This window comes from Paenibacillus pabuli, assembly GCF_039831995.1.
Classification (GTDB): domain Bacteria; phylum Bacillota; class Bacilli; order Paenibacillales; family Paenibacillaceae; genus Paenibacillus; species Paenibacillus pabuli_C.
In genome coordinates this window covers 1,240,004-1,264,719 of sequence record NZ_JBDOIO010000003.1, presented here as the reverse complement: position 1 = coordinate 1,264,719, position 24,716 = coordinate 1,240,004, and the positions used below count along the sequence as shown (strand labels likewise).

Annotated in this window: 22 protein-coding genes; 19 read left to right on the top strand and 3 right to left on the bottom strand. The window is 47.4% G+C overall.

Going from position 1 to position 24,716, the window contains the following annotated elements:
• Positions 1 to 184: 184 nt before the first annotated feature.
• The 13 genes from ABGV42_RS07700 (at position 185) to ABGV42_RS07640 (ending at position 14,144) form a co-directional block, all read left to right on the top strand.
• The gene (locus ABGV42_RS07700; protein WP_347381145.1) at positions 185 to 1,189 is read left to right on the top strand and encodes a Gfo/Idh/MocA family protein; all 1,005 of its coding nucleotides are present in this window, start codon (positions 185 to 187) and stop codon (positions 1,187 to 1,189) included.
• Positions 1,190 to 1,210: 21 nt separating this feature from the next.
• On the top strand, positions 1,211 to 2,155 hold the full coding sequence (locus ABGV42_RS07695) for an AraC family transcriptional regulator (RefSeq protein ID WP_347381144.1): 945 nt from the start codon (positions 1,211 to 1,213) through the stop codon (positions 2,153 to 2,155).
• The gene (locus tag ABGV42_RS07690) at positions 2,148 to 3,239 is read left to right on the top strand and encodes a Gfo/Idh/MocA family protein (protein ID WP_347381143.1); all 1,092 of its coding nucleotides are present in this window, start codon (positions 2,148 to 2,150) and stop codon (positions 3,237 to 3,239) included. Before ABGV42_RS07695 ends, ABGV42_RS07690 begins: the two co-directional genes overlap by 8 nt.
• A gap of 209 nt (positions 3,240 to 3,448) precedes the next feature.
• Positions 3,449 to 4,195 carry a FadR/GntR family transcriptional regulator gene (locus tag ABGV42_RS07685; protein ID WP_347381142.1) on the top strand — a complete coding sequence of 249 codons (747 nt, stop codon included), beginning with the start codon at positions 3,449 to 3,451 and terminating at the stop codon, positions 4,193 to 4,195.
• Positions 4,195 to 5,406, top strand: a complete 1,212-nt coding sequence (locus ABGV42_RS07680) for a M20 metallopeptidase family protein (protein ID WP_347381141.1) — start codon at positions 4,195 to 4,197, stop codon at positions 5,404 to 5,406. Before ABGV42_RS07685 ends, ABGV42_RS07680 begins: the two co-directional genes overlap by 1 nt.
• Positions 5,403 to 6,968 carry an ABC transporter substrate-binding protein gene (locus tag ABGV42_RS07675; RefSeq protein WP_347381140.1) on the top strand — a complete coding sequence of 522 codons (1,566 nt, stop codon included), beginning with the start codon at positions 5,403 to 5,405 and terminating at the stop codon, positions 6,966 to 6,968. Before ABGV42_RS07680 ends, ABGV42_RS07675 begins: the two co-directional genes overlap by 4 nt.
• Positions 6,969 to 7,072: 104 nt before the next feature.
• Positions 7,073 to 7,990, top strand: a complete 918-nt coding sequence (locus ABGV42_RS07670; RefSeq protein WP_347381139.1) for an ABC transporter permease — start codon at positions 7,073 to 7,075, stop codon at positions 7,988 to 7,990.
• A gap of 15 nt (positions 7,991 to 8,005) precedes the next feature.
• Positions 8,006 to 8,935 carry an ABC transporter permease gene (locus ABGV42_RS07665; RefSeq protein WP_347381138.1) on the top strand — a complete coding sequence of 310 codons (930 nt, stop codon included), beginning with the start codon at positions 8,006 to 8,008 and terminating at the stop codon, positions 8,933 to 8,935.
• A 27-nt stretch (positions 8,936 to 8,962) separates the two neighbouring features.
• Complete coding sequence (locus ABGV42_RS07660) at positions 8,963 to 10,975, top strand: S9 family peptidase (RefSeq protein ID WP_347381137.1); 2,013 nt, start codon at positions 8,963 to 8,965, stop codon at positions 10,973 to 10,975.
• Positions 10,976 to 10,977: 2 nt separating this feature from the next.
• Positions 10,978 to 11,439, top strand: a complete 462-nt coding sequence (locus ABGV42_RS07655; RefSeq protein ID WP_347381136.1) for a hypothetical protein — start codon at positions 10,978 to 10,980, stop codon at positions 11,437 to 11,439.
• Between the two features lie 247 nt (positions 11,440 to 11,686).
• Positions 11,687 to 12,055 carry a hypothetical protein gene (locus ABGV42_RS07650; RefSeq protein ID WP_347381135.1) on the top strand — a complete coding sequence of 123 codons (369 nt, stop codon included), beginning with the start codon at positions 11,687 to 11,689 and terminating at the stop codon, positions 12,053 to 12,055.
• A 19-nt stretch (positions 12,056 to 12,074) separates the two neighbouring features.
• A complete protein-coding gene (locus tag ABGV42_RS07645) occupies positions 12,075 to 13,307 on the top strand; it encodes a sialidase family protein (protein ID WP_347381134.1) in 1,233 nt (410 codons plus the stop codon).
• Between the two features lie 123 nt (positions 13,308 to 13,430).
• Positions 13,431 to 14,144, top strand: a complete 714-nt coding sequence (locus tag ABGV42_RS07640; protein ID WP_347381133.1) for a glycosyltransferase — start codon at positions 13,431 to 13,433, stop codon at positions 14,142 to 14,144.
• Between the two features lie 75 nt (positions 14,145 to 14,219).
• On the opposite strand, the gene ABGV42_RS07635 is transcribed toward ABGV42_RS07640, so the two are convergent.
• Together ABGV42_RS07635 and ABGV42_RS07630 are read right to left on the bottom strand one after the other, a co-directional pair.
• Positions 14,220 to 15,161 carry an aldo/keto reductase gene (locus ABGV42_RS07635; RefSeq protein ID WP_347381132.1) on the bottom strand — a complete coding sequence of 314 codons (942 nt, stop codon included), beginning with the start codon at positions 15,159 to 15,161 and terminating at the stop codon, positions 14,220 to 14,222.
• 124 nt (positions 15,162 to 15,285) lie between these two features.
• The gene (locus ABGV42_RS07630) at positions 15,286 to 15,669 is read right to left on the bottom strand and encodes a MerR family transcriptional regulator (protein ID WP_347381131.1); all 384 of its coding nucleotides are present in this window, start codon (positions 15,667 to 15,669) and stop codon (positions 15,286 to 15,288) included.
• A 160-nt stretch (positions 15,670 to 15,829) separates the two neighbouring features.
• On the opposite strand from ABGV42_RS07630, the gene ABGV42_RS07625 reads away from it, so the two are divergent.
• The 3 genes from ABGV42_RS07625 to ABGV42_RS07615 all read left to right on the top strand — a co-directional run bounded on the left by ABGV42_RS07625 (position 15,830) and on the right by ABGV42_RS07615 (position 19,374).
• Positions 15,830 to 16,222: a hypothetical protein gene (locus ABGV42_RS07625; protein WP_347381130.1), complete on the top strand. Its 393-nt coding sequence runs from the start codon at positions 15,830 to 15,832 to the stop codon at positions 16,220 to 16,222.
• Between the two features lie 306 nt (positions 16,223 to 16,528).
• Entirely contained in the window at positions 16,529 to 18,229 is a 1,701-nt protein-coding gene (locus tag ABGV42_RS07620; protein ID WP_347381129.1) for an NAD-dependent malic enzyme, read from the top strand.
• A 182-nt stretch (positions 18,230 to 18,411) separates the two neighbouring features.
• The gene (locus tag ABGV42_RS07615) at positions 18,412 to 19,374 is read left to right on the top strand and encodes an AEC family transporter (RefSeq protein WP_347381128.1); all 963 of its coding nucleotides are present in this window, start codon (positions 18,412 to 18,414) and stop codon (positions 19,372 to 19,374) included.
• 439 nt (positions 19,375 to 19,813) lie between these two features.
• Here the strand turns inward: ABGV42_RS07615 and dapA are convergent, their stop codons facing one another.
• On the bottom strand, positions 19,814 to 20,710 hold the full coding sequence (gene dapA, locus ABGV42_RS07610) for a 4-hydroxy-tetrahydrodipicolinate synthase (RefSeq protein ID WP_347381127.1): 897 nt from the start codon (positions 20,708 to 20,710) through the stop codon (positions 19,814 to 19,816).
• A 123-nt stretch (positions 20,711 to 20,833) separates the two neighbouring features.
• On the opposite strand from dapA, the gene ABGV42_RS07605 reads away from it, so the two are divergent.
• The 3 genes from ABGV42_RS07605 (at position 20,834) to ABGV42_RS07595 (ending at position 24,702) form a co-directional block, all read left to right on the top strand.
• Positions 20,834 to 21,721 carry a LysR family transcriptional regulator gene (locus ABGV42_RS07605; protein ID WP_347381126.1) on the top strand — a complete coding sequence of 296 codons (888 nt, stop codon included), beginning with the start codon at positions 20,834 to 20,836 and terminating at the stop codon, positions 21,719 to 21,721.
• 277 nt (positions 21,722 to 21,998) lie between these two features.
• The gene (locus ABGV42_RS07600) at positions 21,999 to 23,276 is read left to right on the top strand and encodes a BNR-4 repeat-containing protein (RefSeq protein ID WP_347381125.1); all 1,278 of its coding nucleotides are present in this window, start codon (positions 21,999 to 22,001) and stop codon (positions 23,274 to 23,276) included.
• Positions 23,277 to 23,547: 271 nt separating this feature from the next.
• A complete protein-coding gene (locus ABGV42_RS07595; RefSeq protein ID WP_347381124.1) occupies positions 23,548 to 24,702 on the top strand; it encodes a glycosyltransferase family 2 protein in 1,155 nt (384 codons plus the stop codon).
• The last annotated feature ends 14 nt before the right edge of the window (positions 24,703 to 24,716 follow it).

The following is a 24,716-nucleotide window of genomic DNA, read 5'->3' as shown; positions in this document are numbered from 1 at the left end:
AGTCTTCTGACCGCAAAACCATAGAGGAGACAGCTTCTTAGTGTGTTGAATTCAGAATGTAAACTCTGAATTAGATGTCGCAATTTTATATATTTGTTGTCGCCTGTTTCTATTAAAATGAAATGAAGTCTGTGATAACTTATATTTAGATGTCAGGATATTATATACTAGGAGGTAAGACAACGTGACCATTCGAATTGGTAAAATAAGCATGTGGCATGTGCACGCATGGGATTATATCAAGCAAGCCCAGGAACATGAGGACACTGAAATTGCAGCAGTTTGGGATGACAATGCCCAGCGCGGCAAGGAAGCTGCAGAACGACTGAATGTCCCCTACTTTTCATCTCTTGAAGAGATGCTGGCACAGAAGGATATTGACGCCGTTATTGTGGACGCACCTACCCGTGACCACCAGGACGTCATCACCGTCGCTGCAAGAGCAGGTAAACATATTTTCACAGAAAAAGTCATTGCTTCAACGGTACAAGAGGTGAATGCAATTCTGGCTGAAGTCCGCGAGCTGGGAGTCAAAATGACGGTATCCTTGCCTCGTCTGAATGACGGGTACACGTTAACCATCCAGGATGTGCTTCAGCAAGGTTTGTTGGGAAAAGTGACTTATGTCCGGGTTCGCCTGTCTCATAACGGAGCGATAGCAGACTGGCTGCCTCAGCACTTTTATAACTTGGAGGAATGCCAGGGAGGTGCTATGATTGACCTGGGGTGCCATCCGATGTATTTAACCAGACTGTTCCTGGGTCAGGAAGTGACAGGCGTGAATGCCAATTTCGGTTATGTCACAGGCAAAGAGGTAGAAGATAATGCAGTTGCCACCTTGTTTACGGATTCTGGAGCGATCGGTGTGGTTGAAGCCGGTTTTGTGAACAGTCACTCTCCATTTACCATTGAAGTTCATGGAACGGAAGGAACCTTGCTGTACGGGACGCCTGACGACAGGCTGCTGATCCGAACCAATGCGGGTACAGAGGCGGTTAAGGAATGGACTGAGCTTCCGTTGCTGGAGAAAAGAGAAAGCGCATTCAGTCAGTGGGTTTCTCATATTCAGAACGATTCCTTGGCTGCTGAGAATCTTCAGATTGCCGCCGAGCTGACACGCCTGATGGAAGCTGCCAACACCTCTGCCAAGGAAGGACGCAGGATCTCCCTCAGTGATTTGCAAGGTTAGGCTGGTTGGGGAGGTACGATATTGAACCGATATCCTTTTGAAAAAATGCTTGAACGACAGGACCTCCTTGAGCGTTTGGATATATCCATTGCCTGGGGACATTACGAAATACGGGTTTTACGATTTCATCTGACGTCATTTCCGGCAGGTCGAATCGTTGATTTTCATAACCATGCGGAATTTGAATTTCATTTTATTCCGCGGGGCAAGGGGAAGGTCATTTTGGGAGATCAGATGCATTCCTTGTCCGAAGGCATGCTTTATTTGACCGGGCCTGGCGTCGTTCACTATCAGGAGGCCGATTCCGAAGAGGACATGGATGAACTATGTCTTCATGTGGATATTGTCGAGCAGCCCAGAGAGGATGTAGATCCGTGGGAAGCGGCAGAATCCGAGGAAACGATCGCCAAGCTCAAAGCGCTGCCCCTCGTTCCGGTGCATGATTATCACCGGGCCATGAACTGTTTTTTGGAAGCGTACGAAGCCTGTGATCGTAAACTGATCGGGTATTATACATCCATTAAACAGCTTGTGATCAGCATCCTGCTGAGAACGGTCCGTGCCCATGATAACGGCGAAATCCGGGTTGAAGCACCTGAGCGGGATATGTCCATGTACAGGTATGAATATGCGGTCCAGTATATGGAGGCCAACTATTCCAATGCCGTAACACTGGAACATGTGGCAGAGAAGCTACATATCAGCACCAGACAGCTGCAGCGGATATTTTATCAGGTGCAGCCGGGCATGCCGTTCAGCCGTGTGCTGGAAGATATTCGCCTTGGCGCGGTATGCCGCAATCTGGAGGAGAGCAATGGATCGATTGAACAAATTGCACTTGTCTCTGGTTTTACCAATGCCAACTACTTGCATGCCGTTTTCCGCAAGCGTCTGGGGATGACCCCGTCCGCTTTTCGGAAGATGAAACAAACCAAATCAAAAGTGAGGGTGAATGGATATGAGTAAAGTGTACCGGATCGGAATTGTTGGATGTGGCGGGATTGCGAATGGCAAGCATCTGCCAAGTTTGAGCAAGCTTGAGAATGTTGAACTGGTTGCATTCTGTGATATCGTCCCTGAACGTGCTGAAGAAGCCAAAGAGAAATATGGCAGCGCCGAAGCCGAAGTATATACGGATTATCAGGAACTGCTGAAGGATGAGTCCATTGATATCGTTCATGTGCTCACTCCGAATATTTCGCATGCCGAAATCTCCATTGCTGCGCTTGAAGCCGGCAAACACGTGATGTGTGAAAAGCCGATGGCGAAGACATCTGCCGAAGCACAGAGCATGCTTGAAGCAGCTGAGCGTACAGGCAAAAAGCTGACCATTGGATACAATAACCGCTTCAGGGAAGACAGCCTATACCTGAAGAAAATGTGCGAAGCAGGCGACCTGGGATCGATTTATTTTGCCAAGGCACATGCGATTCGCAGAAGAGCCGTACCGACGTGGGGTGTTTTCCTTGATGAAGAAAAACAAGGCGGCGGACCGCTGATCGATATCGGCACACATGCACTGGACCTGACACTCTGGATGATGGATAATTACAAGCCAAAAGTGGTTCTGGGCACGACGTATCATGAGCTCTCCCAAAAGGAAAATGCTGCAAATGCATGGGGCCCGTGGGATCCGAAGAAATTCTCGGTTGAAGATTCGGCCTTCGGCATGATCGTTATGGAAAATGGGGCAACCATCATGCTGGAATCCAGCTGGGCGCTAAATTCCCTGGATGTGGATGAAGCGAAATGCAGCCTTAGCGGAACGGAAGCCGGAGCCGACATGAAGAACGGCCTGCGCATTAACGGTGAGAAATTCAGCCGTCTCTATACGAATGAGATCTCACTTAGTGCAGACGGAGTTGCCTTCTACGACGGGAAGTCGGAAAGTGCGCCAGATGTTGAGATGAGAAAATGGATTGAAGCTATCGAGAAGGATCAGGAGCCTGTAGTTACACCTAAACAAGCTCTGGTCGTATCGCAAATTCTCGAAGCTCTCTATGAATCTGCCCGTACGGGAAAAGCAGTGTACTTGAACGAGCAAAACTAAAATCGATGAAACACAGTTATAACGATGAGAAGACGCTGCCGAACATTCGGCCGCGTCTTTTTCGTTATTAGGGCAAGCATTTATGTCGGAATTAAAAATATATTTGTGATTTCCGAAAAAAATCATTGCATATCTGTTTACTCGGAATTATATTAGGTATAAGAGTTAATGGTATAAGGTTTAGACATTATATCGATCGGAGTGTTGATATGTTCAACCAGGCGACTTTCCAATTTGAGAAAGTTTCTGCAATAAAGGTCAGTGAATTCATCAGGGAACAGTTAGAGGAAGCCATCATCCTTAAGGAAATCATGAGTGAAGATCAGCTCCCTTCGGAACGTGAGCTTGCCGAAATTTTCAATGCAAGCCGAATTACGGTACGTGAAGCCTTGTCCGCTCTTGAGAGTAAGGGACTAATTGAGAAGCGTGTCGGAGCCAAGGGAGGAACCTTCGTACTTCCCATCACGGCGAATGCACACAAAAGAACCAAGGAAGAAATTATGCGTGACTGGGATCAGATGTTACATGTGTTTGAATATCGGACAATCGTTGAGCCGGAAGGCGCTTTTCTGGCAGCTGAGCGGATCACCGCAGGCGAACTGGAGCTGCTGGAAGGTTATATCAAACAGAGTACCGAGCCAGCGTGTACGCGGGAGTGGTTCAGGGCACTGGACGTCAAGTTTCATCTGACGATTGCCAAAGCGTCGGGTAATCCATACTTGGAAACGGCAGTCAGACAGATTCGTACCAAGATCAATCCTGCGCTGGATTTGATGCCATACGATGAAAATATTCGGGTCCTTAACCAAGGCGTACATACCGAGATACTTGAAGCACTGAAATCACGTGATCCGATGAAGTCACGAGATACGATGAAACGTCACATTGCATTTTCCGCTGATGCCATCTATTCACGGCTGGTCTCCTCGGAACAACAAGAAGGGAATGAGCACTAATGGAACAAGCAAAACTATTTGAACTTGCACAGCAGCTGCAGCCGAAGCTCACGAACTGGCGGAGAGACTTCCACCGCAATCCGGAAATCGGATATGAAGAGGTGAGGACTTCAGGCATCGTGGCCGAACATCTGGAAAGTCTGGGGCTTGAAGTGACCCGTTATGTTGGGAAGACCGGGGTTGTAGGTTTGCTCCGGGGAGAAACGGATGGCCCAACCATTGCACTTCGCGCAGATATGGATGCTCTTCCGATCCAGGATCAGAAATCGGCGGAGTACAGTTCCCAGGTTGAAGGCAAGGCTCACTTGTGCGGTCATGACGCACATACAACAATTCTGATGGGAGCGGCTGAACTGCTTACGGGTCTTGGCAGGCCGAAGTCGGGCAACATCAAGTTTGTATTCCAGCCTGCAGAAGAGGGACTTGCCGGTGCACGTGCCATGATTCAGGACGGTGTACTGGAGAATCCGAAGGTGGATGCGATTGCAGGTTTGCATATGACACCTGGTCAGGATACGGGCACTGTCGGAGTCAGTAAAGGGGTTGCTTTTGCTTCGGCAGACCGCCTGGTGATTCGCGTGTTCGGCAAAGGAGGACATGCTGCACGGCCGCATGAGGGAATCGATGCGATTGCCGTATCTGCACAGGTCATCACTGCATTGCAGAATATCGCCAGTCGTTTGGTAGATCCGCTGGAGCCCGTCGTAGTCACCATTGGTAAAATCAGTGGCGGGTATATGGGCACAGCCATTGCGCCAGAGGTGGAGATGATCGGTACAGTGCGTACACTCTCGCCTGCCATTCGAGAACGTATGCCTGCATTGATTGAACAGGTCGTTAGCGGGGTTTGTTCATCCTTCGGCGCAGGGCATAAAGTCGTTTACGGCGATGGATATCCGGTTGTGGTGAATGATCATGCAATGGTGGACTTGCTTACCGAAACTGTGGATGGATTGGATTGGGCAAAAGGATGGAGCAGTATTCCGCCTTCTACCGGCGGTGAGGATTTTGCCTTCTATTGCGAACAGATTCCTGGCGTATTCTTCCGCCTTGGTTCCGGCAATGATGAAGAACGGACAAGGTATCCGCTTCATCATCCGATGTTTGATCTGGATGAAACGGCACTGCCATATGGTGTAGGCATGCTGTCATCCGTAGCACTTGAATTTTTGGCAAGAAACACTACTTCTAAGGGGGAACGTTCCAAATGAAAAAAAGACAATGGACTGGCATGTGGATGACATTACTCGCTGTGGTATTGGTGCTCAGCGCATGCGGTGGAACAAGCACAGGCACGGACAGCAACTCGGCATCGAGTGGAACTGAAGGCGGAGCTGCCAGCACAACGCTAACCATTGCAGCAGCTACGGATATAGAGAGCTTCGATCCGCACAACAACAATAATACATCCAGTGAGGCAGTTCTGGTCAACGTATTCGATTACCTAATCAAAAACGACAGCGAACAAAATAAAGTGCCCGGACTTGCAGAATTCTGGGAACAAGTGGATGACACCACCTGGCGTTTCAAGCTGCGTGAAGGGGTTACGTTCCATAACGGTGATCCATTCACTTCAGCAGACGTGAAATATACACTCGAGCGTGTAGCCAAAGATGAAACGCTTAAACAAAACAGCTATTTCAAAAATATCGTCGAAGTCAAAGAAGTGGATGAGCATACCGTGGATATCATTACAGATGGACCGGACCCGCTTCTGCTTAATCGTCTGTCCAAAATGGGAGCAGGCATCCTGCCTGCCAAATATATCGAAGAAAATGGAATGGATGCTTTCCTGAAACAACCGGTAGGAACCGGACCTTATAAATTCAGCAAATGGACCAAAGATGATCGTGTGGTACTCGTGAAGAATGAGAACTACTATGGCGATGAACCGAAATGGAATGAAGTCGTATTCCGCGTGATCCCTGAGGCTTCCACACGGGTATCCGAACTGCTCGCGGGTGGCGTTGACGTAGCGGCATCGATTCCGTCTACGGACATCGCCCGCATTGAGGGAGAAGCCGACAAGAAAATTGTCAAAGCACCGATCCAGCGCGTATTGCAACTGATTTTCCGTCAGACAGAAGGCAGTATTACAGCTGATCCGAAAGTGCGTGAAGCCATTGATCTGGCCATCGACAAACAAGGCATTGTCGACAGCATTGCTGGCGGAGCAGGTATCGTAACCCGCACATCCGTAACGCCAGGAAACTTTGGTGCAGATCCGTCACTATACAAAACATCGCTATATGATCTGGAAAAAGCCAAACAGCTTCTGAAAGAAGCGGGTTACGCTGAAGGCGAAGCCGAAATGACCATTTCCGTATCATCGCAATACAAAGAGCAGGTTGAAGTTGTTGCTGCCATGCTGGAGCAAGCAGGCTTCAAAATCAATATGGACGTGCTTGAGCCGAGTGCTTTCAGTGAACGTTACAGCTCCAAATCATTCAAGGAGATCTTCATGATCGGTATCGGTAACTCCTTGTTCGACGCATCGAATAACTACAACCGTTACATGTTAGAAGAAGCTAAAGGAGAGTCGGATTACAATAATCCGGAAGTGGAGAAATTGCTGCAATCTGCACTCGTGAACATGGACCCTGAGGCTCGGGAAAAAGAGTACCAGCAAGTACAGCAAATCTTCGCAGAGGAACGTCCAGCCGTGTATCTGTACCAGATGGAAGGTGTCTACGGAACGAATGCACGCGTGAACTTCACGCCGCGCAGTGATGAAATGTTCTATGCCGACGAGATTACAACTGCAGCACAGTAATACCCGGCAGAACAACCGCTCATTGCAACGATAGGCCGTGAACGGCAGGGACTGGGTACACCATGTTCCTGCCGTTCTTTTGTATAGCATGGAGGTGAATGAGGATGGGGAAATACGTACTTAAATCTTTACTGCAAGTCATTCCGGTATTGTTCATTGTTTCGCTGATTGTGTTCATTTTGGTCAGGGTCACGGGTGATCCTGTTGCCCTGATGCTGCCCGAGACCGCCACAGCCGAAGATCGTGCAGTGTTAACAGAGGCACTTGGGCTGGATCAACCGCTCTATACGCAGTATGTGAAATTCCTGGGCAGTGCATTGCAGGGTGATTTTGGTCAATCTTTTCGCTATGGACAACCGGCCCTGCAGCTTGTTCTGGAGAGATTGCCTGCCAGCTTTGAATTGGCTGTAGCAGCCATGTTTTTTGCCGTTCTGATGGCTGTGCCGCTGGGTGTAATATCGGCAGTTAAACGCAATACGTTTACCGATCTTATCATTTCGGGGATATCCGTCATCGGCAAGGCGATGCCAAACTTCTGGATGGGCATCATGCTGATCCTGTTGTTCTCCGTCATGTGGGGCGTTCTGCCCGTGTCGGGCCGGGGTGGTTTGTCGCATTTGATCTTGCCGGCTTTTACCCTTGGTGTAGGTCTGGCCGCACAGATGACCCGTTTGATTCGTTCCAGCATGCTGGAGATTCTAAGTCAGGATTATATTCGTACGGCACGCAGCAAGGGACTTGGCCGCATGGTTGTGATTGGGAAGCATGCGTTTCGGAACGGCTTGATCCCGGTCGTAACGATTATGAGCTTGCAGTTTACGAGCCTGATCGGCGGAACGCTGATTACGGAAACGGTGTTCTCCTGGCCGGGGCTGGGGCAGCTTTTGGTCGTCGCCGTCAATACACATGACATGGCGATTGTACAGGCAGCCGTGTTTGTCATTGCCTTCATCGTTGTTGTAACCAATATCCTGACGGATGTAGCCTACCGGCTGTTAGATCCGCGCATTAAATTCGACTAGAGGGAGGTGCAACCTATGACAGGGAGCAATGAAATGCCCATTCCGAGTGCGGAACAGGAAAAGGACGATTTTCGTACGCAAGGTGGATTTCGCTATATCTGGAAACAACTGATCATCAGCAAGACTGGGATGCTTGGCTTTGTGCTCGTTTGGTTGGTCGTCTTGATCGCCATATGTGCACCTCTGTTAACGAGTCATGATCCTGCAGCTGTCGATCCGCTGAATCGTCTTAAACCTCCTGCCTGGCTTGAAGGAGGAACTTCGGAACATTGGCTCGGTACAGATAACCTGGGCAGAGACATGTGGAGCCGGATCGTCTACGGTGCACGCGTTTCGTTAATTGTAGGGATGGGAGCGGTTATTGTTTCCGGAATAATTGGAGCCATTCTGGGCCTGTTGTCTGGATTTTACGGCAAATGGCTGGATGCGGTCATCATGCGGGTGGGAGATGCCTTTATGGCCATTCCTACCATTCTGTTCATGCTCGTTGTGATGGCCATCGTTGGTCCGGGAATAACAACGTTGATCTTTGTTATCGGCGTGACCAACTGGGTTCCGTTTACCCGTATCGTACGAAGTGAGGTTCTCAGTATCAAGGAGCGTGACTTTGTACAGGCTGCCAGATCCATTGGGGCCAAGAATGGACGATTGATTCTAAAACACATTCTGCCGAACATCCTGTCTTCCTTTATCGTCATCTGTGGTATGAACGTCGGAACCACCATTATCATGGAAGCTTCGCTCAGTTTTCTCGGTCTGGGCATTAAGCCGCCGGACGTTTCTTGGGGAGGCATGCTCAGTGATGGAAGACAATATGTAGCCACAAGCTGGTGGGTCGCCACATTCCCTGGATTAGCTATCACATTCACAGTGCTTGGCGTTATTTTCCTCGGTGATTGGCTGCGCGATGTACTTGATCCGCGTACGGAGACGAACACAAAATAAACAGGACTGGAGAAAGGGGACCCTCACATGTACAAACGACCGATCATGCCGGAGGATTTATATCACTATCGTTCCATCAGCCAACCCGTGATCCATCAGAATGGACAGGTGGCGTACGTTGAGCAGACCATTGATCGGCAAAAGAACGAGTACAACACCTGCATTCGGGGAATTTCCCTGGATGGTAGCGGTGATGTTGAGCTTACGAATGGCACCAAGGATACGTCGCCAAGCTGGACACCCGATGGGACACGGCTCGCTTTTCTGCGTATGGAAGATGGCGGCAAAGGATTATGGACCCTTCCGGCAGGTGCGAACGAGCCTGTAAGGCTCATTCCGCCGGAACGAAAAATATTGGATTATGCATGGTCGCCTGACGGCCAGTTTATTGCGTTTACAAGCAAAATACAAATCACGGACGCGGGTGGTAAACAAGAACCGAAGGAGGAGACAGCGCCCTTGCTGCGGGGCAAAGGTTACGAGCGTACGACCCCGAAAGCGGAAGGTTCAGGCTGGTGGGACGGGCTTTATACCCATTTGTTCGTTTATGAGGTTGGAAGTGGAGAGATCACTTCAGTGACCACCGGACCATGGAATGTCAGTGGACCCGCATGGTCCCCGGATAGTCAGAGCCTTGCTTTTATCTCGAAGCAAGTGGAAGATGAGGAATCCGATCCGGATCTGTTGTACTACACAGACGTATACACCATTCGGCCGGGGGAGAGCGAACCTTACAAAGTGACGGATTCCAGTCTGCTGGTGAGCCAGTTCTCCTATTCTCCCGATGGACAGGTACTAAACCTGATTGCCAGCGACCGGGAATTCGGCAGCGGCAGCCATAACAGATTATACACAGTCCCCGTTCAAGGAGGAACGCCCAAGCCGATCAAATCGGCATTAGACATGCAGCTAGGCAACGCAGCGCTCGGAGATATGAAGTCTGCCGGTCCGTCTCCATCTCCGCTCTCGGATGCCAGACATCCTGAACGAGGCATGTTTGTACTCGGTACCCACGATGGAAGTGTGGATGTGTACCGTATCCATGAAAATGGAGAATGTCAGTCCGTGACCGGAAAAGATGAAAAGGATGTGTTTCAATACACGTTGTCCCCGGATGGAGCCACACTCGTCATTGCTGCTCTGACAGTCGATCACCCTGCAGAGCTGTATCGTGTGAATGTTGAGACTGGCGAAACGGTCAGGCTCACCCGGAGAAACGATGAATGGATAAACGCACTGCAAGTAAATGTACCTGAACGAATTGAATTTACATCCACAGACGGATGGCGCATCCAGGGGTGGCTGCTGCAACCTGCGAGACAGGATTCAAGTGCCAAAACTCCATTGATTTTACAAATTCATGGAGGCCCTCATGCGATGTATACGGGTACATTCAGTTATGAGATGCAGACTCTTGCAGCACAGGGTTATGCCGTTTTATGGGTGAATCCTCGCGGAAGTATGGGATACGGGCAGGAATTTGCAAGAGCTTGCCGCGGTGATTTCGCGGGTGGAGACTTCCGTGACTTAATGGAGGCGGTTGATTATACCCTTGCCACACACGAACATCTTGATGAATCTCGTCTGGGTGTTGCAGGCGGCAGTTACGGAGGAGTTATGACGAACTGGATCGTTGCCCATAGCAATCGATTCAAGGCTGCTGTAACCCAGCGCTGTATCTCCAATTGGCTGTCCATGTACGGTACCAGTGACATAGGTATTTCGTATGTTGAGGGAGTCATTGGAGGCAATCCGGCAGAGGATGCCGAGCTTCTCTGGTCCCGTTCACCTTTGGCTCACGCACATAAGATCGACACACCGCTTCTTATCATGCACGGAGAGCAGGACTATCGGACTCCGATCGCCCAGGCGGAGGAGCTCTATACCACTCTCAAACGTTACGGTAAAACAACTAAACTGATTCGTTACCCTGGCTCCAATCACTCGCTGCTCAAAAGTGGCAAGCCTTCATTACGAGTGGACAGCTTCGAACAGGTCAATGCCTGGTTCAATCAATATCTCCGAGATGAGGCGGCCTGAGCATGAGTCGGGTACGACTTTCGATTCCTGTAGGGATGCTGGTGGAGAATGTGCTGACGAGCGGTGAGGCGATGGAGGTCATTATTGATCGTTTGCATCAGAGGGATCTCGCTCCTTTGCTGTCCAAGATCAAGGAACCAACCATGGATTTGGAAGAACGGTTGCAGACGGCAGAAGAAGCTGGTGAAGATTGGGCGGAGGCCATTCGCAGCGGATATGAGTTCAAGTTTTTGCATATTAACGGGTTGAAACGGGTGCTGGACTTCAGGTTCGATCGCAAAATCGATCGAGACTATGCCCAGGAAGGTCTGACACTGCAGCATATCAGATTAAGCGCTCAAGAGATAGATTTGCTCCGCACGCTTGTTGGCCGGCAGTGGGAAGTCTATGAAGAAGAGAATAATGAGGCTGGTGCAGCGTTCTCAACTCAAACTCTTGTGGGAATCAAACTAAAATATCAATAATCCATATCATACAATTCGCAGCATCCATATATGGACGTGCAACGGCGGCCCTGGGTAGTTAACCAGGGCTTTTTTTGTTGTCGTGAGCGAAGGGGGAAAGGATACACATGACCATCCGGTGAATGAAAAAAAGGATGAGTTTGATTTCATGGGCACTTATATTAGCCGTGCCAGTCAATAGGTAGGAACATAGTATAGACTAAACGGATGTATAGTGCCTTTTCCTGCAGAGAAGGGAGTGAAACTTTTGCCAAATAGTACAGGTCTTGTCTATAATCCGGTAACTGGAGCCACGCAATCCACCCAGGTCATTGTAACCTGCATCAACGACTCGCTTAATGCTCCCGTCAATATTGAGATTGAAGTATTCAGGTGGGACACGACCCAAACTACACGTTTTACTGTTGGTCATGATTTGTTTCAATTGGCTCCCCAAGCAACAAGAACATTCATCTATCCACTAGTTAACGCCGCTTTTTTTGAGGTGCAAAGTGATTATTTCAGTGCGACCAGCACGATAATTGACGTCTATGCCGTTAACTCCACAGGTCAGATCATCCAACGAATCCTCCAGTCGGAAATGACATTAATAGACCGATTCACAAATATTCCTTAAAGGAAGAGAGGTGAGTATAGTGCCAGTTGTTAATATTACCGGAGCCCTGGCAGGCAACCAGTTCGAACCTTCCATAGCTGTTAGTACGTTAAATCCCAATATCATGTGTGTCGTTGCCGTGGATACCAGCACAGGCCCTACATTGACCGGGTTCTATCGTTCAATCGATGGCGGTAACACATGGTCGACGACCGTGCTTCCACAGCCTGCTGGTTTTTCCGGAGCAGAGGCGCCTACTATTGACTACACTTTTCCAAGTACATTTATTGTAACGGTCCATGTATTCAATGGAATCAACGACGGAACGATTGTCAGTTATACATCGTTTGATGATGGGGCAACATGGCAGCCCCCCGTGATCGTCCAAGCAGGATATGGGACAATCGTTCATAATGATGAGCCTTTTATTGCCGTGGATCGGTCTCCGGGCAGTCCTTATCGAGGGCATGCCTACGTGGGGTATACACCTCTCGCTACGACATCTTCTGCCATCTTTACGCAGAGATCGGTAAATCAGGGTTTGACCTGGGAACCACCAGACCGACAATCCAACCCGCGCGGAATTCATGACCGTGCAGCGTTGGCCGTCGGTTTCTCCGGTGAAGTATACGCTGGGTATATTATTACGGGCCCTGCGAGTCCTTCTGCATTACTCCGAATATCTTATGATGGCGGAATCAATTATCAGCCTCCCATTGAGCGTCAGGCTACGTTTATCTCATCGGTTGTACCTGCTCCTTCGCCATTGCCTGTACCCAATTATGCATTTCGAGTTCAAACCAACTTGTGTCTGGGTGCTGATATATCGATTGGACCTAACAGTGGAACCGTATATGCGGTCTGGAACGATGCACGAAATGGGTATACGGATGTGTTCCTTAGCGAATCTCCCGATGGTCTGCTCTGGTCTGCTCCTGTGAGTATAACGGGTGCCCCTCCAGGTACGCAGAACTTCTTCCCTTTTATAACCGTGTCCCCATTTGCCGGAACGATCAGGGTCATTTATATGACAAACCGAATCGACGGATTCCTTCTGGATGTATTCGTTGCTGAATCATTTGACGGCGGGGCCACGTTCAGTAATCGCAGACTCACAACAACTTCCTTTAATCCCAACGGAAATAATCCGGTTCCAACGGTACTCATTGGGGATTATATTACTGCTGCCACCGCTGCTCCCGATAATCTGGCTGCTGTCTGGATGGCAACTACACCACCCACAGGAAAACTGGACGTTTATTTTGGCACGTAATCATGAATTAGGGGGCCTTGGCAGACCAGCCAAGGCTCAATCTATAATTCTTTTCTATTAGCCTACACCTGAACTATTCTTCTACATATGATGAAAGATCATTCATAGAAGAGAGGTTAAGCCTTGAACAATAAAGAGGGTGGACATGGGGTTTCCATTATTGTATGTACGAACCGGGCGCAGTTTTTTGATAATATCCTGACGAATTTTAAGAGACAGCATTATCGGAACAAAGAGTTGATTATCATTCTGAATCATGACGGGATGAATCTGGAATCATATCGAAACCGTGTTCGAGGCCACGCCAATATAAATGTATATCAGGTTCCCGAAAGGATATCGTTAGGACAATGTTTAAATGCGGGGATTGAACGTGCCCGATTCTCGTTAATTGCGAAGTTTGATGATGACGATTATTATTCTGCTTATTATTTGAAAGAACAAGTAAGTGCATTAAAACGGACCCGAAGTGATATCGTGGGCAAACATTCCTGTCTGGTGTATCTGGGCGCTTCGAAGAAACTTTTGATCAGATCCCCGAAGGAAACCGGTAAATTCGTAGAGTTTGTGCAGGGGGGCACGATCCTGTTCAAGAAGGAAGTACTCAAGAAGGTTCGATTTACCGACCGTTCCGTGGGGGAAGATGTTACGTTCCTGAGGCAATGCAGAAACAGGGGCTTCAAAACGTATGCGACCTCACCCTATAACTATGTCTATCATCGGAGGCAGAACAAAAAGAGCCATACGTGGAAAGCGGATGATGCGTTTTATCTGCAAGGCAGTAAATTAATCACCGTTACCGACCAGTTTCGTCCTTTCGCAGATAAAGAAATCTAAGAGGGCAGCATCCATAAAGTAAAAAGGCGCTCTAGTGAGCGCCCCTTATAACTATCGGTTGGTTGAAACTAAATTTTACTTGAAAATAGAATCCAGTTGCTGGAGCTCATCTTCATTTAGATGCACGTTCAATGTAAGCAGATTGGATTCAATCTGGTCCGGACGGGTTGCGCCGGGGATGATCAGATCTACAACCGGGCGGGTCAACAACCAGGCAAGCGCAAGCTGGGCAGGTTCAGCACCTTTTGCCTGTGCAAAGGCTTTGAACTGCTCCACCCGTTCAAGGTTGGCAAGATAGGCTTCTTTTTGGAACAGGGGATTATTCAGGCGTGATGTATCCGTGAAAACATCTTCCTTCTTATACTTTCCTGCGAGTAATCCGGAAGCAAGAGGAAAGAAGGGAATTAAAGAAATGTCATGCTGCAGCAAGTAAGGAATAATGTCCTTTTCGGGCTGGCGGACAAGCAGTGAATATTCTGCCTGAAGAACATCCAGATGTTTGTTGGCATTAAACTCCAGAAGCTGCTCAAAACTTAGATTGGAAGCTCCAATGGCCCGAATTTTACCCGACTTTTTCAGTTCGGCGAGTGTCTCTGCGGCTTCACCAAGTGGCGTACGGCTGTCAGGAAAATGAAGAAAGAAGAGATCAATATAATCCGTTTGCAAACGCAGCAAACTGTCATCCACTGCTTGACGCAAAGCTGCCGGGCTATTATCGACTTGTAATCCCTGCTCCGTAAAAGATGGGTTTGATGATGCTTTGGTTGAAATGACCAGATGCTCCCGTCCGCCATGCTTCTTGAGGGCTTCCCCGATTAATTCTTCCGAATGTCCCAGGCCATATAGAAACGCGGTATCGATAAAACTAATGCCTTGATCCAGCGCGGTCTGAATTAATTGCCGACTTAGGTTATCGTCCACCTTGGGGTACATCATGGAATTGCCTACAACTCCAGCTCCAAATCCCAGTTTAAAAGCGGACAAGCCTGTTTTTCCAATCGTTACTGTATGATTCATGATTACATGCTCCTCTTTGATTGATGTGGGAACCGATTTTTGATCTCATGTCACATCCTACAACCTGGTGTTAAGACCAGGTCAAGAGGCTTATTAATTTTTTCTGAAACAGCAGATGAAGTACTTAGGTAAGATCGAATTGACCGAATTGTTCTCCGGTTTTTAACTTCATTTCAATCATTTCCTTGATGAACTGAAGTTCCTGCTGCTGTAATTCAATTTTTTGTTGATAGTCGGTAAGGAGCTGATTCCATTCCTTATGGTTTGTAGTGTCCGTTGTGTTCATCTGGAGCTGAATGATGGGTTTGAGTTCCTGAAGAGACATTCCTGTTTTCTTCAAGCATCGGATCATTCGAAGTGCTTCTTGATGCACATGAGTATAACGGCGATGGCCGTTACTGAGTCTGGTCACGGGAGGCAGCAGTTCCATTTTCTCGTAGTATCGTAATGTGTCCTCACTGATCCCGAATTGATCCATCATTTCTTTCATTTTAAAAAGTTCAGACATGTTCTATTGCTCCTCTGTGAAGGGACTGGTTTGATATTCAATCTTATGATTATAAAACCTGGTGTGCACACCAGGTCAAGGCTCGCTATTGAAACATTTGCAGGAATATCATATCTAATCTTGAAGTAATCTGTATGAAGTCTCATTTAAGGAGGATGAAATGACGTCAACTTTAATGACATTAATCATTGGTACAATAATTGTTGTGTTCGGGCTGACCACAGGATTGATTCTGATCCTAAATGTCACCAAAAGGCTGCGAACGGGTCAAGAGAAGATGCAGGACAAAAAGGAGATTTTGAAATCCGGAATGCCTGCAGTAGCAATCATCCAGAATATCGCTGAGACTTCATCCAGCATGGATGGACGGCCTGGCGTGCGTCTTGATTTGTTAGTTACCCAGGAAGATGGTCAGACCTTTCAAACCATTGTGAAGACGTATATTCCAATCATTCATGTACCGAAATTCCAGAGAGGAAGCGAAATTGACGTGAGATACATAGATCATGGGGGAGTGAAGAAGGTAGAAGTTGAGGATGCTTACCTCCCGTAACACTTCATTGATCACAAAACATCTGACGGAAACCGCAGCAATGCGGTTTTTTCTTATGCCGATATAAGTTCAGCATAACTAAACTTAAATCCAAAGAATGCTATAAAATGATTTTCTTGAATAACAACAAATCGATAAATATTATTTATCAAACGGTAACTAAATTCCTTTCATGAAAGTTTCACAACTTCGTTTACATCAATTAAAAAAAGTCATATAATTGTCATCGGAAGGTTAACAACTAACTTAAAGTTATATAGTGTTAAAAAGAAACTAAAGAGACATCACGAAAGAAGGCTATGAGTAATGAACACATTTTTTGTTGATTCGAGTGGAAATCTGAAAACACAATTAAGAGGTAAAGACATTCTATCCAGTCCGATTCTGAACAAGGGCGTTGCATTTACCGAAGAAGAGAGAAAAGAACTTAACCTGAACGGCATTTTGCCACCGATGGTTTTAAATATTGAAGAACAGGTGAGCCGGGTATATCAGCAGCTGCAAAATGAATCTGATAATTTGCGGAAAAGCATCATGCTGAATGACTTGTTCAACCGAAACATTGTCCTTTTTTACCGTTTATTAAAAGAACATCTTAGTGAAATGCTGCCGATTGTATATACACCTACCGTCGGGCAAGCGATTCAGGAGTATAGCCATCAATATCACAGACCTGGCGGAGTGTACCTCTCGATTAACGATATGGAAGGCCTGGAGGAAGCATTCCGAAACAGCGGCCTGCAAGCTGGAGACGTGGATCTCATTGTGGTAACTGACTCGGAAAGCATCCTCGGCATCGGAGACTGGGGTGTAGGCGGGATCAACATTGCCATCGGTAAACTGGCTGTGTACACCGCTGCAGTTGGCGTTGACCCAAGCCGGGTACTTCCTGTGGTACTGGATGTTGGAACCAACAACCCTACATTGCTGAATGATCCATTATATGTGGGAAATCGTCATGAACGTATTCGCGGCGAGAAGTATGATCAGTTTATCGAAGCATTTGTGAAAGAGACTACCAAATGGTTCCCGGACGTGCTGCTTCACTGGGAAGATATGGGCAGTGTGAATGCCAGAAACATCATCCAAAAATATGGAGAGAAGCTTCTCACCTTCAATGATGATATTCAAGGAACGGGTGCAGTCACACTGGCTGCGGTGATGTCAGGCGTTCAGGTTACGGGCGTACCTCTTCGTGAACATCGCGTACTTGTATTTGGTCCAGGCGCTGCCGGTATCGGTAATGCGGATCAGATCAGAGACGCCATGATGGAAGAAGGACTTACGCAAGAGGAAGCTGAGAACCGTTTCTGGGCGTTCGACTATCGCGGTATTTTGACGGACGAGATCGAAGGATTGTTTGAATACCAGAAGCCATATGTACGTAAAGCTGAGGAGATTAAGGACTGGAACCTGGATGAACAGGGTCAGGTGAATCTGCTGGAAGCTGTTACTCGTATTAAACCGACCATTCTGATCGGTACTTCTGGTGTTACAGGCGCCTTCAATGAACAGGTTGTTAAGGAAATGGCTAAGCATGTGGAACGTCCAATCATTATGCCGATGTCCAATCCAACCTCCCTCGCTGAAGCAGCTCCAAAAAGCCTGATTGAATGGACGGATGGCAAAGCGTTGATCGCGACAGGCAGCCCATTTGAACCGGTAATGTATAAAGACATTCAGTTTGAAATTGGTCAATCCAACAATGCTTTTGTTTTCCCTGGCCTAGGACTTGGAGCCATTGTATCCAAAGCTTCAACATTTACGAAGAATATGTTTACAGCAGCAGCGATCGCGGTAGCTGGCGCTGTGGATTCTTCTGAACCTGGAGCTCCACTGCTGCCAAGAGTGAAAGAATTACAGGATGTTTCATACAAAGTTGCAGTTGCAGTAGCCAAAGCAGCAATAGAAGACGGCGTCGCCCGCCGGAAACTAGAAAACGTGGAAGAGGCCATTAAGGAAGCTATGTGGCATCCTGTATATAGACCCGTCCTTGCAGCAGTTTAATGAACGTGAACACACAATTGTTTTAATATGACAATACGTCACACCGAGAGAATACCTGTCCAATCGTGCAGGTATTCCTTGCCTGTGCCTAAAATTGAGAAAAACATATCACATCATCAAAATCTTTTGTCATTTGTTGAATTGTTGCAAATGCTCAGATTATAAATGGAGGTTTGACCAACATGTCAGTAAGTGACATTTTCATCATATTAATTCCGATATTTTTCGTAATTTTACTAGGTTTTTTTGGCGGCTATTTTAAAGTATTTAACTCTGCATCCTCCAAAGGCCTGAATACACTGGTAACCAAGTTTGCGCTGCCGGCGCATTTGTTCATTGGGATCACTACGACGAAAAAAGAGACGCTGATTGACAAGTGGCCATTCTTCATGACCATATTCCTGGGAATCATCGGCTTCTATGTCGTACTATTGCTGGTCATGCGTTTCATTTTTAAAGTGAATCTCAGCCAATCATCGATCTTTTCATTGAATGCGACTCAACCTTCGTTTGCATTTATGGGAATTCCGGTTCTGGGTAACCTGTTCGGGGCTGCTGAAGTCACTATTCCAATTGCGATTACGGGCATTGTAGTCAATGCGTTGCTTGATCCAATCGCGACCATTGTCAGTTCAGTCGGGAAGAAAACGGAAGCAGGCAAGAAGAGCGGTCACGACGAAAGCTTGTTTAAACTTACGGTCCATTCCATCATTCATGGCCTGAAAGAACCGCTTGCCTGCATCCCGCTTCTGGGTGTGATCCTGACACTCTTTGGCTTCCAGTCACCTCAGCTGCTGCAAAGTTCATTTGATCAGATTGGCAGCATTACGTCCGGTGCAGCGCTCTTTGCCATTGGGGTAACGGTGGGTATTAATCGGATCAAATTCAGCCTGAATGCCATTAGCATTTCGCTGTTGAAAGTGATTGCTCTGCCGTTGTTTACGTATATGTTTGCCATACTGATGGGGCTGTCCTCCACGGACGTAACCATGGTTATTCTGCTGGTGTCCTTCCCCGGATCAGCTGTAGCTGCCATGATTGCATCCAGGTTCGATACACTTGAGGTGGAGACGGCATCATCGTTTGTCATGAGCTCGGTGCTGTCACTGATCTCATTGCCAATTCTCATTTCCATACTGGTTTAAATGTGACGAACTCAGATCCTAATCAGGACTCTGGGTTCGTTTTACTATGCCGAGAGCACCTGATGGTGTATCTGGGCTTACGTGCCATTGAGGTTGATAATCAGGCTATGTAGAATATCCAACTGGATGAAGAAAATTGCGAGAAGTACATACCTGAACTCATCGAAGTGCTTATTCTGTTAGGGGATTTGGATCGTAGATGTACTGTATTCCATCCTGTTTCTAACATGGCAGCAGGTCATTAGTGGCGATATTGCCAGAAAGTCGGCAGCAGCGCTCGTGGTGGATACATTTTATCATGGCTTTGTTGCGAAGTAAGAATGCCGGAAGAGTATTCCTTATTTGTATAACCTCTTGTATCAGTTGTCCAGAAAGCAAAGCTAAAAAGCCGCAGATCTGCGGCTTTTGTAATGTCTATTAATGTAGTTCATTATGGGATCTAACCTACTGCGTTACTGCTCACCATGTATTGATCCATCTTGGCTTTTAATTGCTCCGATGCCGGCATGAGCGGCAGGCGCAGTTGATCGGAAGTAATGATCCCTTGATTGACAAGCAGCCATTTGAGCATGGCAGGAGCCGGCTCTGCAAAGAGGTGATCAATAAAAGGAGCGAGCCCATTGAACAGCTCACGGGAGCCATCCTTGTCACCAGCTATGAAGCGGTCATACACTTCAATGAATTGCTGCGTGTTAATATTGGCAGATGCCAGCATGCCACCAGCAGCTCCCTCACTTAACATATCGTAAAAGAATGAATCATCCCCGCACAGGATCGGTTTGGATCCGCTGCGTACCAGCTCCGACATTAATTCAATGCCGTTGGTACTGTCCTTAAGGCCAATGACCCCATTTAAGTTCATTATTTTCTTCATCGTATCCACAGAGACACGGACACCCGTGCGTGCTGGAATTTCATATACAATGATGGGCACTCCCACTTCGGCAGTCACTCTAAAGTGCTCAAATATGCCTTCCTCTGTCGGTCTGTTGTAGTAGGGAGTTACGACAAGAACAGCATCGGCACCAAGTTCACCAGCCTTTTGTGTTCGCTTGACCGTTGATGCTGTATCGTTGGTTCCGGTTCCAACGACGATGGGTATCGTTTTATTTATGCTTATCAGAGTTTCCTTCGTGACTTGAACAAGCTGCTCCACTTCATCCCATGAAACTGTAGGTGACTCTCCAGTCGTGCCGTTAATAACCAAACCATGAATTCCGCTATTTGCCATATGTGTGATGTAGTTCCGAAAGGAAGGGATATCGAGCTGATTATCCTTCGTAAAAGGGGTGATTACCGGTACATAAATACCTTGAATCTGTTGTTCGGTTAGCATAATATGGCCTCCATTTATGTTGAAATGACATTAAATTCACTTTACCATGGGAATTGGCATCATAGTTAACTATAATAGATGATGAGTGTTATCGATTATTTTGATAAGGAAGGTAGTAGGAACATGGATCTGAATTATTTTCAAACCTTTCGTGAAGTAGCCGTGCGGCAAAGTTTCACCAAGGCGGCAGAAGAGCTTGGCTATGCACAGTCGAGTGTAACGACCCAGATTCAAAAGCTGGAAAAAATCTATCAGGTCAAATTATTCGAACGTTACAATAACAATAAAATCCGACTTACTTCAGCAGGGGAGGAATTGTTTAAGCTATCCGGACAACTCCTGGAGATATATGAACATTCACAGGAGAAGCTGACCAAGCAGGGCGGCGGTTCCCTTACGATCGCAACCATGGATTCATTGGCTTCCTACTTTCTTCCTGCCCCGATTCAGACCACACGCAAGCAGTATCCTGAACTGGGTATTCGGCTGCAGACGGATCGGGAAGACATGATTTTGCAGAAAGTAAAAGAAGGAGAGGCGGATGTGGGCCTTATTCTGGCGAATGCTTCATCCGAATCAGGCTTGCAGTGGATTACCATTCGGGAAGAGCCGCTTGTCCTCATCGTTAACACGGATCATCCCCTTGCGAAGAAGCCAAAAATTGAACTGGGTGATCTGGCGGACGAAGAATGGATTATGCCCGAGGATACCTGCAACTACAGACAGCTGTTGGAGAGGGTACTGAGAACAAACGGTATTCCTTACAAAGTGGGGCTGGAACTCGGAAGTCCTGAGGCGATTAAACGAAGCATTATGGCAGGATCGGGTATCTCCCTTTTGCCTCAAATGATCGCGCTAGATGAGATTCGGCGGGAGGAACTTACGGTATTGCCGCTGGAACATGGCGAATTCAGACTCGAAATCCAGTTAGTCATTCACACGCGGAAATGGGTATCTCATGCATTACGTCAATTTGTCACGAACCTGGGAGCGAAGGAGACTGAATGGTAAATCCATTCAGTCTTTTTGGCGATTGAATCTCTCGAAAACGTTTAGCAAAACCGTAATAGATGAATTGTTCTATTCCATTTTGTTTTGAAGCTTGAATATCAAAATTTTGTTCTATCAAAAACATGATTTTGTATATAACGTTCAACAGAAAACTCATGTTACCATGATGATGGCGCTAACAAGCACCCAGCAAACTGTAAGCGCTTTAATTATTCCCGGCCGGGGATCCTTTCTCTACGAATTCATGTTACACCAATCATGAAGGAGGCGAATGATCTTGGGAAAAAGCAGGTTTTGGAAGATAGGCGCCGTTGCCGCGCTGCTCATATCCGTACTGCCAACGAGTACTGGTCTGGCGGCAGCATCACTCACAGAGGTACCTTATGCCATGGATTCTAGCAATCAGGCGGGATGGTGGACGCCGCTTGAGACATATGGCACGGGAAATGAGTATGCGTACTTGGCTTACAACGGCCCGGGAGGCTCAGAGAACACACATACGGTAAATATTGCAAGGCGGGATGGATCAGGAGCGTGGTCCAACATTCCGGTGATGAATGGCAGTACCGTTGCCCAGTATAGCGATGACATTGGGCACAATCAACCTTCCATAGCCCGCGACGGCAGCGGCCGATTTCATGTCTTTGCTTCCATGCACAACGACAGCTGGCGTTACTTCAGGTCGGATACCGTTGGAGGCGCCCCACAAAATCATTCTTCCGATATGCCTTCCTTCTCAACCTTCAAGGGGACATACCCTGTTATGACAACAGCACCGAATGGTGATGTTTATCTTCTGATCCGATCAAGCGATGACTTAACGGGATATCGCCCGGGAATTTTGTATCGCTGGAATAATGCGCAGTCCAGCTGGAGCCAAGTCGCGATCGTCGGTGCCAATGCAGGTCGGTCATTCTATCCCAATGATCTGGTTTTCGATGCGCAAGGCGACTTACACATCTTGTTTGAATGGTCTACTTTTGTTTCGAGCGCACTCCGTCATGATTTGTCTTACGTAAAATACAGACCTTCGACAGGTACCTTCTATAAAGCAGATGGCAGTGTCATATCTGCACCGGTTTCGCTTAGTAATGTGGATATCGTCCAGCCGTTTGCATCAACTGAGGTCTATGTCAAGGATGGAGGCGATCCAGGGGGTCCGGGAATCCAGAGCGCCAAGCTTGCTGTAGATTCAGCTGGGAATCCGAAGATTGTTTACCGATACCGTGAGGAAGGAAGCCCGAACTTCTCCGTGAAGTATGCTTCTTATGATGCAGGAGGATGGACGCAGCAGACGGTATATAATGCCACGGCAACGAGAGCAGGAATTGATATTACGTGGACGGGGTCGAATGTTCGTGTCTACTATACGAAATATAGCGGTACAGACCGCGCATATATGGCGGTTCCGGACGGCAATGGCGGATGGACCCAAACGTCGATTGCTTCCGGCAAGCCGATCGAAAGGCTCAGTGTTGAGCGTAATGCCAATGGTGTCGACATCCTGTACCTGGTGGATGTCACCAATCGCAAGCTTTATTACGGCAGAAACTAATCTGTTCACTTCTGAAAAGTACCTCTGGAGATTCAACCGCGTTTACAGTGCGGGATCACTCCAGGGGTGTTTTTTTTGGATCATATTCAAATATTAATAGAGTTCAGAATTTGAGATTTCATAATTACAAGAAATGATATAAATTTCTAGTAGATCCAAAACATTACCAAATTAAGACAGCAAATTCGGAACAAGGAGGCTGGTATCCAGACATATTTTCCAGAGTGAACAGCTTGAACGCATTCCATCATATCCAAGTAGGAGGGATCCCATGCTTTATACAATTATTGTGCCAGTTAACCAGGATTATAACATTCTGAACCTGTTCACCGATTCACTGCTTCGGACGGTAAGCCCGTCTACACAGATTATCTTCATCAACGATGGTTCCGGCTCGGCCGTTTTTCAACATCTGGAGAAACTGAAGCAGGAAGTTCGAGAAGGGGTAACGATTGAAATTCTGCAGCATGATTTTCCACTCGGTTGCGCGGTGTCCATTAACAGTGCACTGCGGCGAGCTGAGGGAGATTATATATTCTTCCTGGATTCCGACACCATTCTGCAGCCGGATTGGCAGACCATGATGAGAGAGACGTTGGATAGCGATATTACAATCGGCATGATTGGCGGTGTACTGCTGTATCCGCAAACCGGAGGCGTACAGCACTGTGGGATTGCATTTGCGGACACCATTGGCCGGCATCTTTTCCTGAATGCATCCCCTGAAGATATTCCAAAAGAAACATTTTCGGTACAACTGGTTGTGTTCGCCATGTTCGGCATGAAGCGGGAAGTCTACGAAACGATCGGTACCTTGGATGAGAAATTCTTTAACGGATACGAGGATTTTGATTACCAGATGCGTGCACGGGCTGCCGGATATGATACGGTCATTAATCCAAATATTCGCGCCTATCACTGGGAGCGCAGCAGCGGCATTCATCGAAATTTCAACCGGAAAAACAATCTGGCCCGCTTCTGGAAAAAGTGGGGTAGTGAGATCGAGGCTGATGTTTGGCCGTTCGTGTTCAGTCACTTGAAAGAACAGCTGGGTAGCCAACCCGAACACCAATATCTGCCGATTGTCGGCATTGATCTCGCTGAAGTACGAAGCGATGCCGATACGTTCTGGACCAAGCTTGAGGAAGCTGATATTGCACCTATTTCAGAGGTACGTGATTATTCCAATCGCTTCAATTCGAACGGGGCGATCTGGCTGCCGCAGGTACTGGGCAAGGAACTGATTCATAGTGAAAACCGCTTGCTGTTTTTGGTAGATAATTTTGCCCGCTTGCTGGAGAACCGATACTGGATTGAGATGAGACATGCGCACCGGGCCAAGGATCTGATTATCGATTTATATGGCAATGTTATCACGATGGATCGCATATACGATGGCTGCTGGCCAGGAACCAAAGTTCGTTAACCACAAAACCAAGA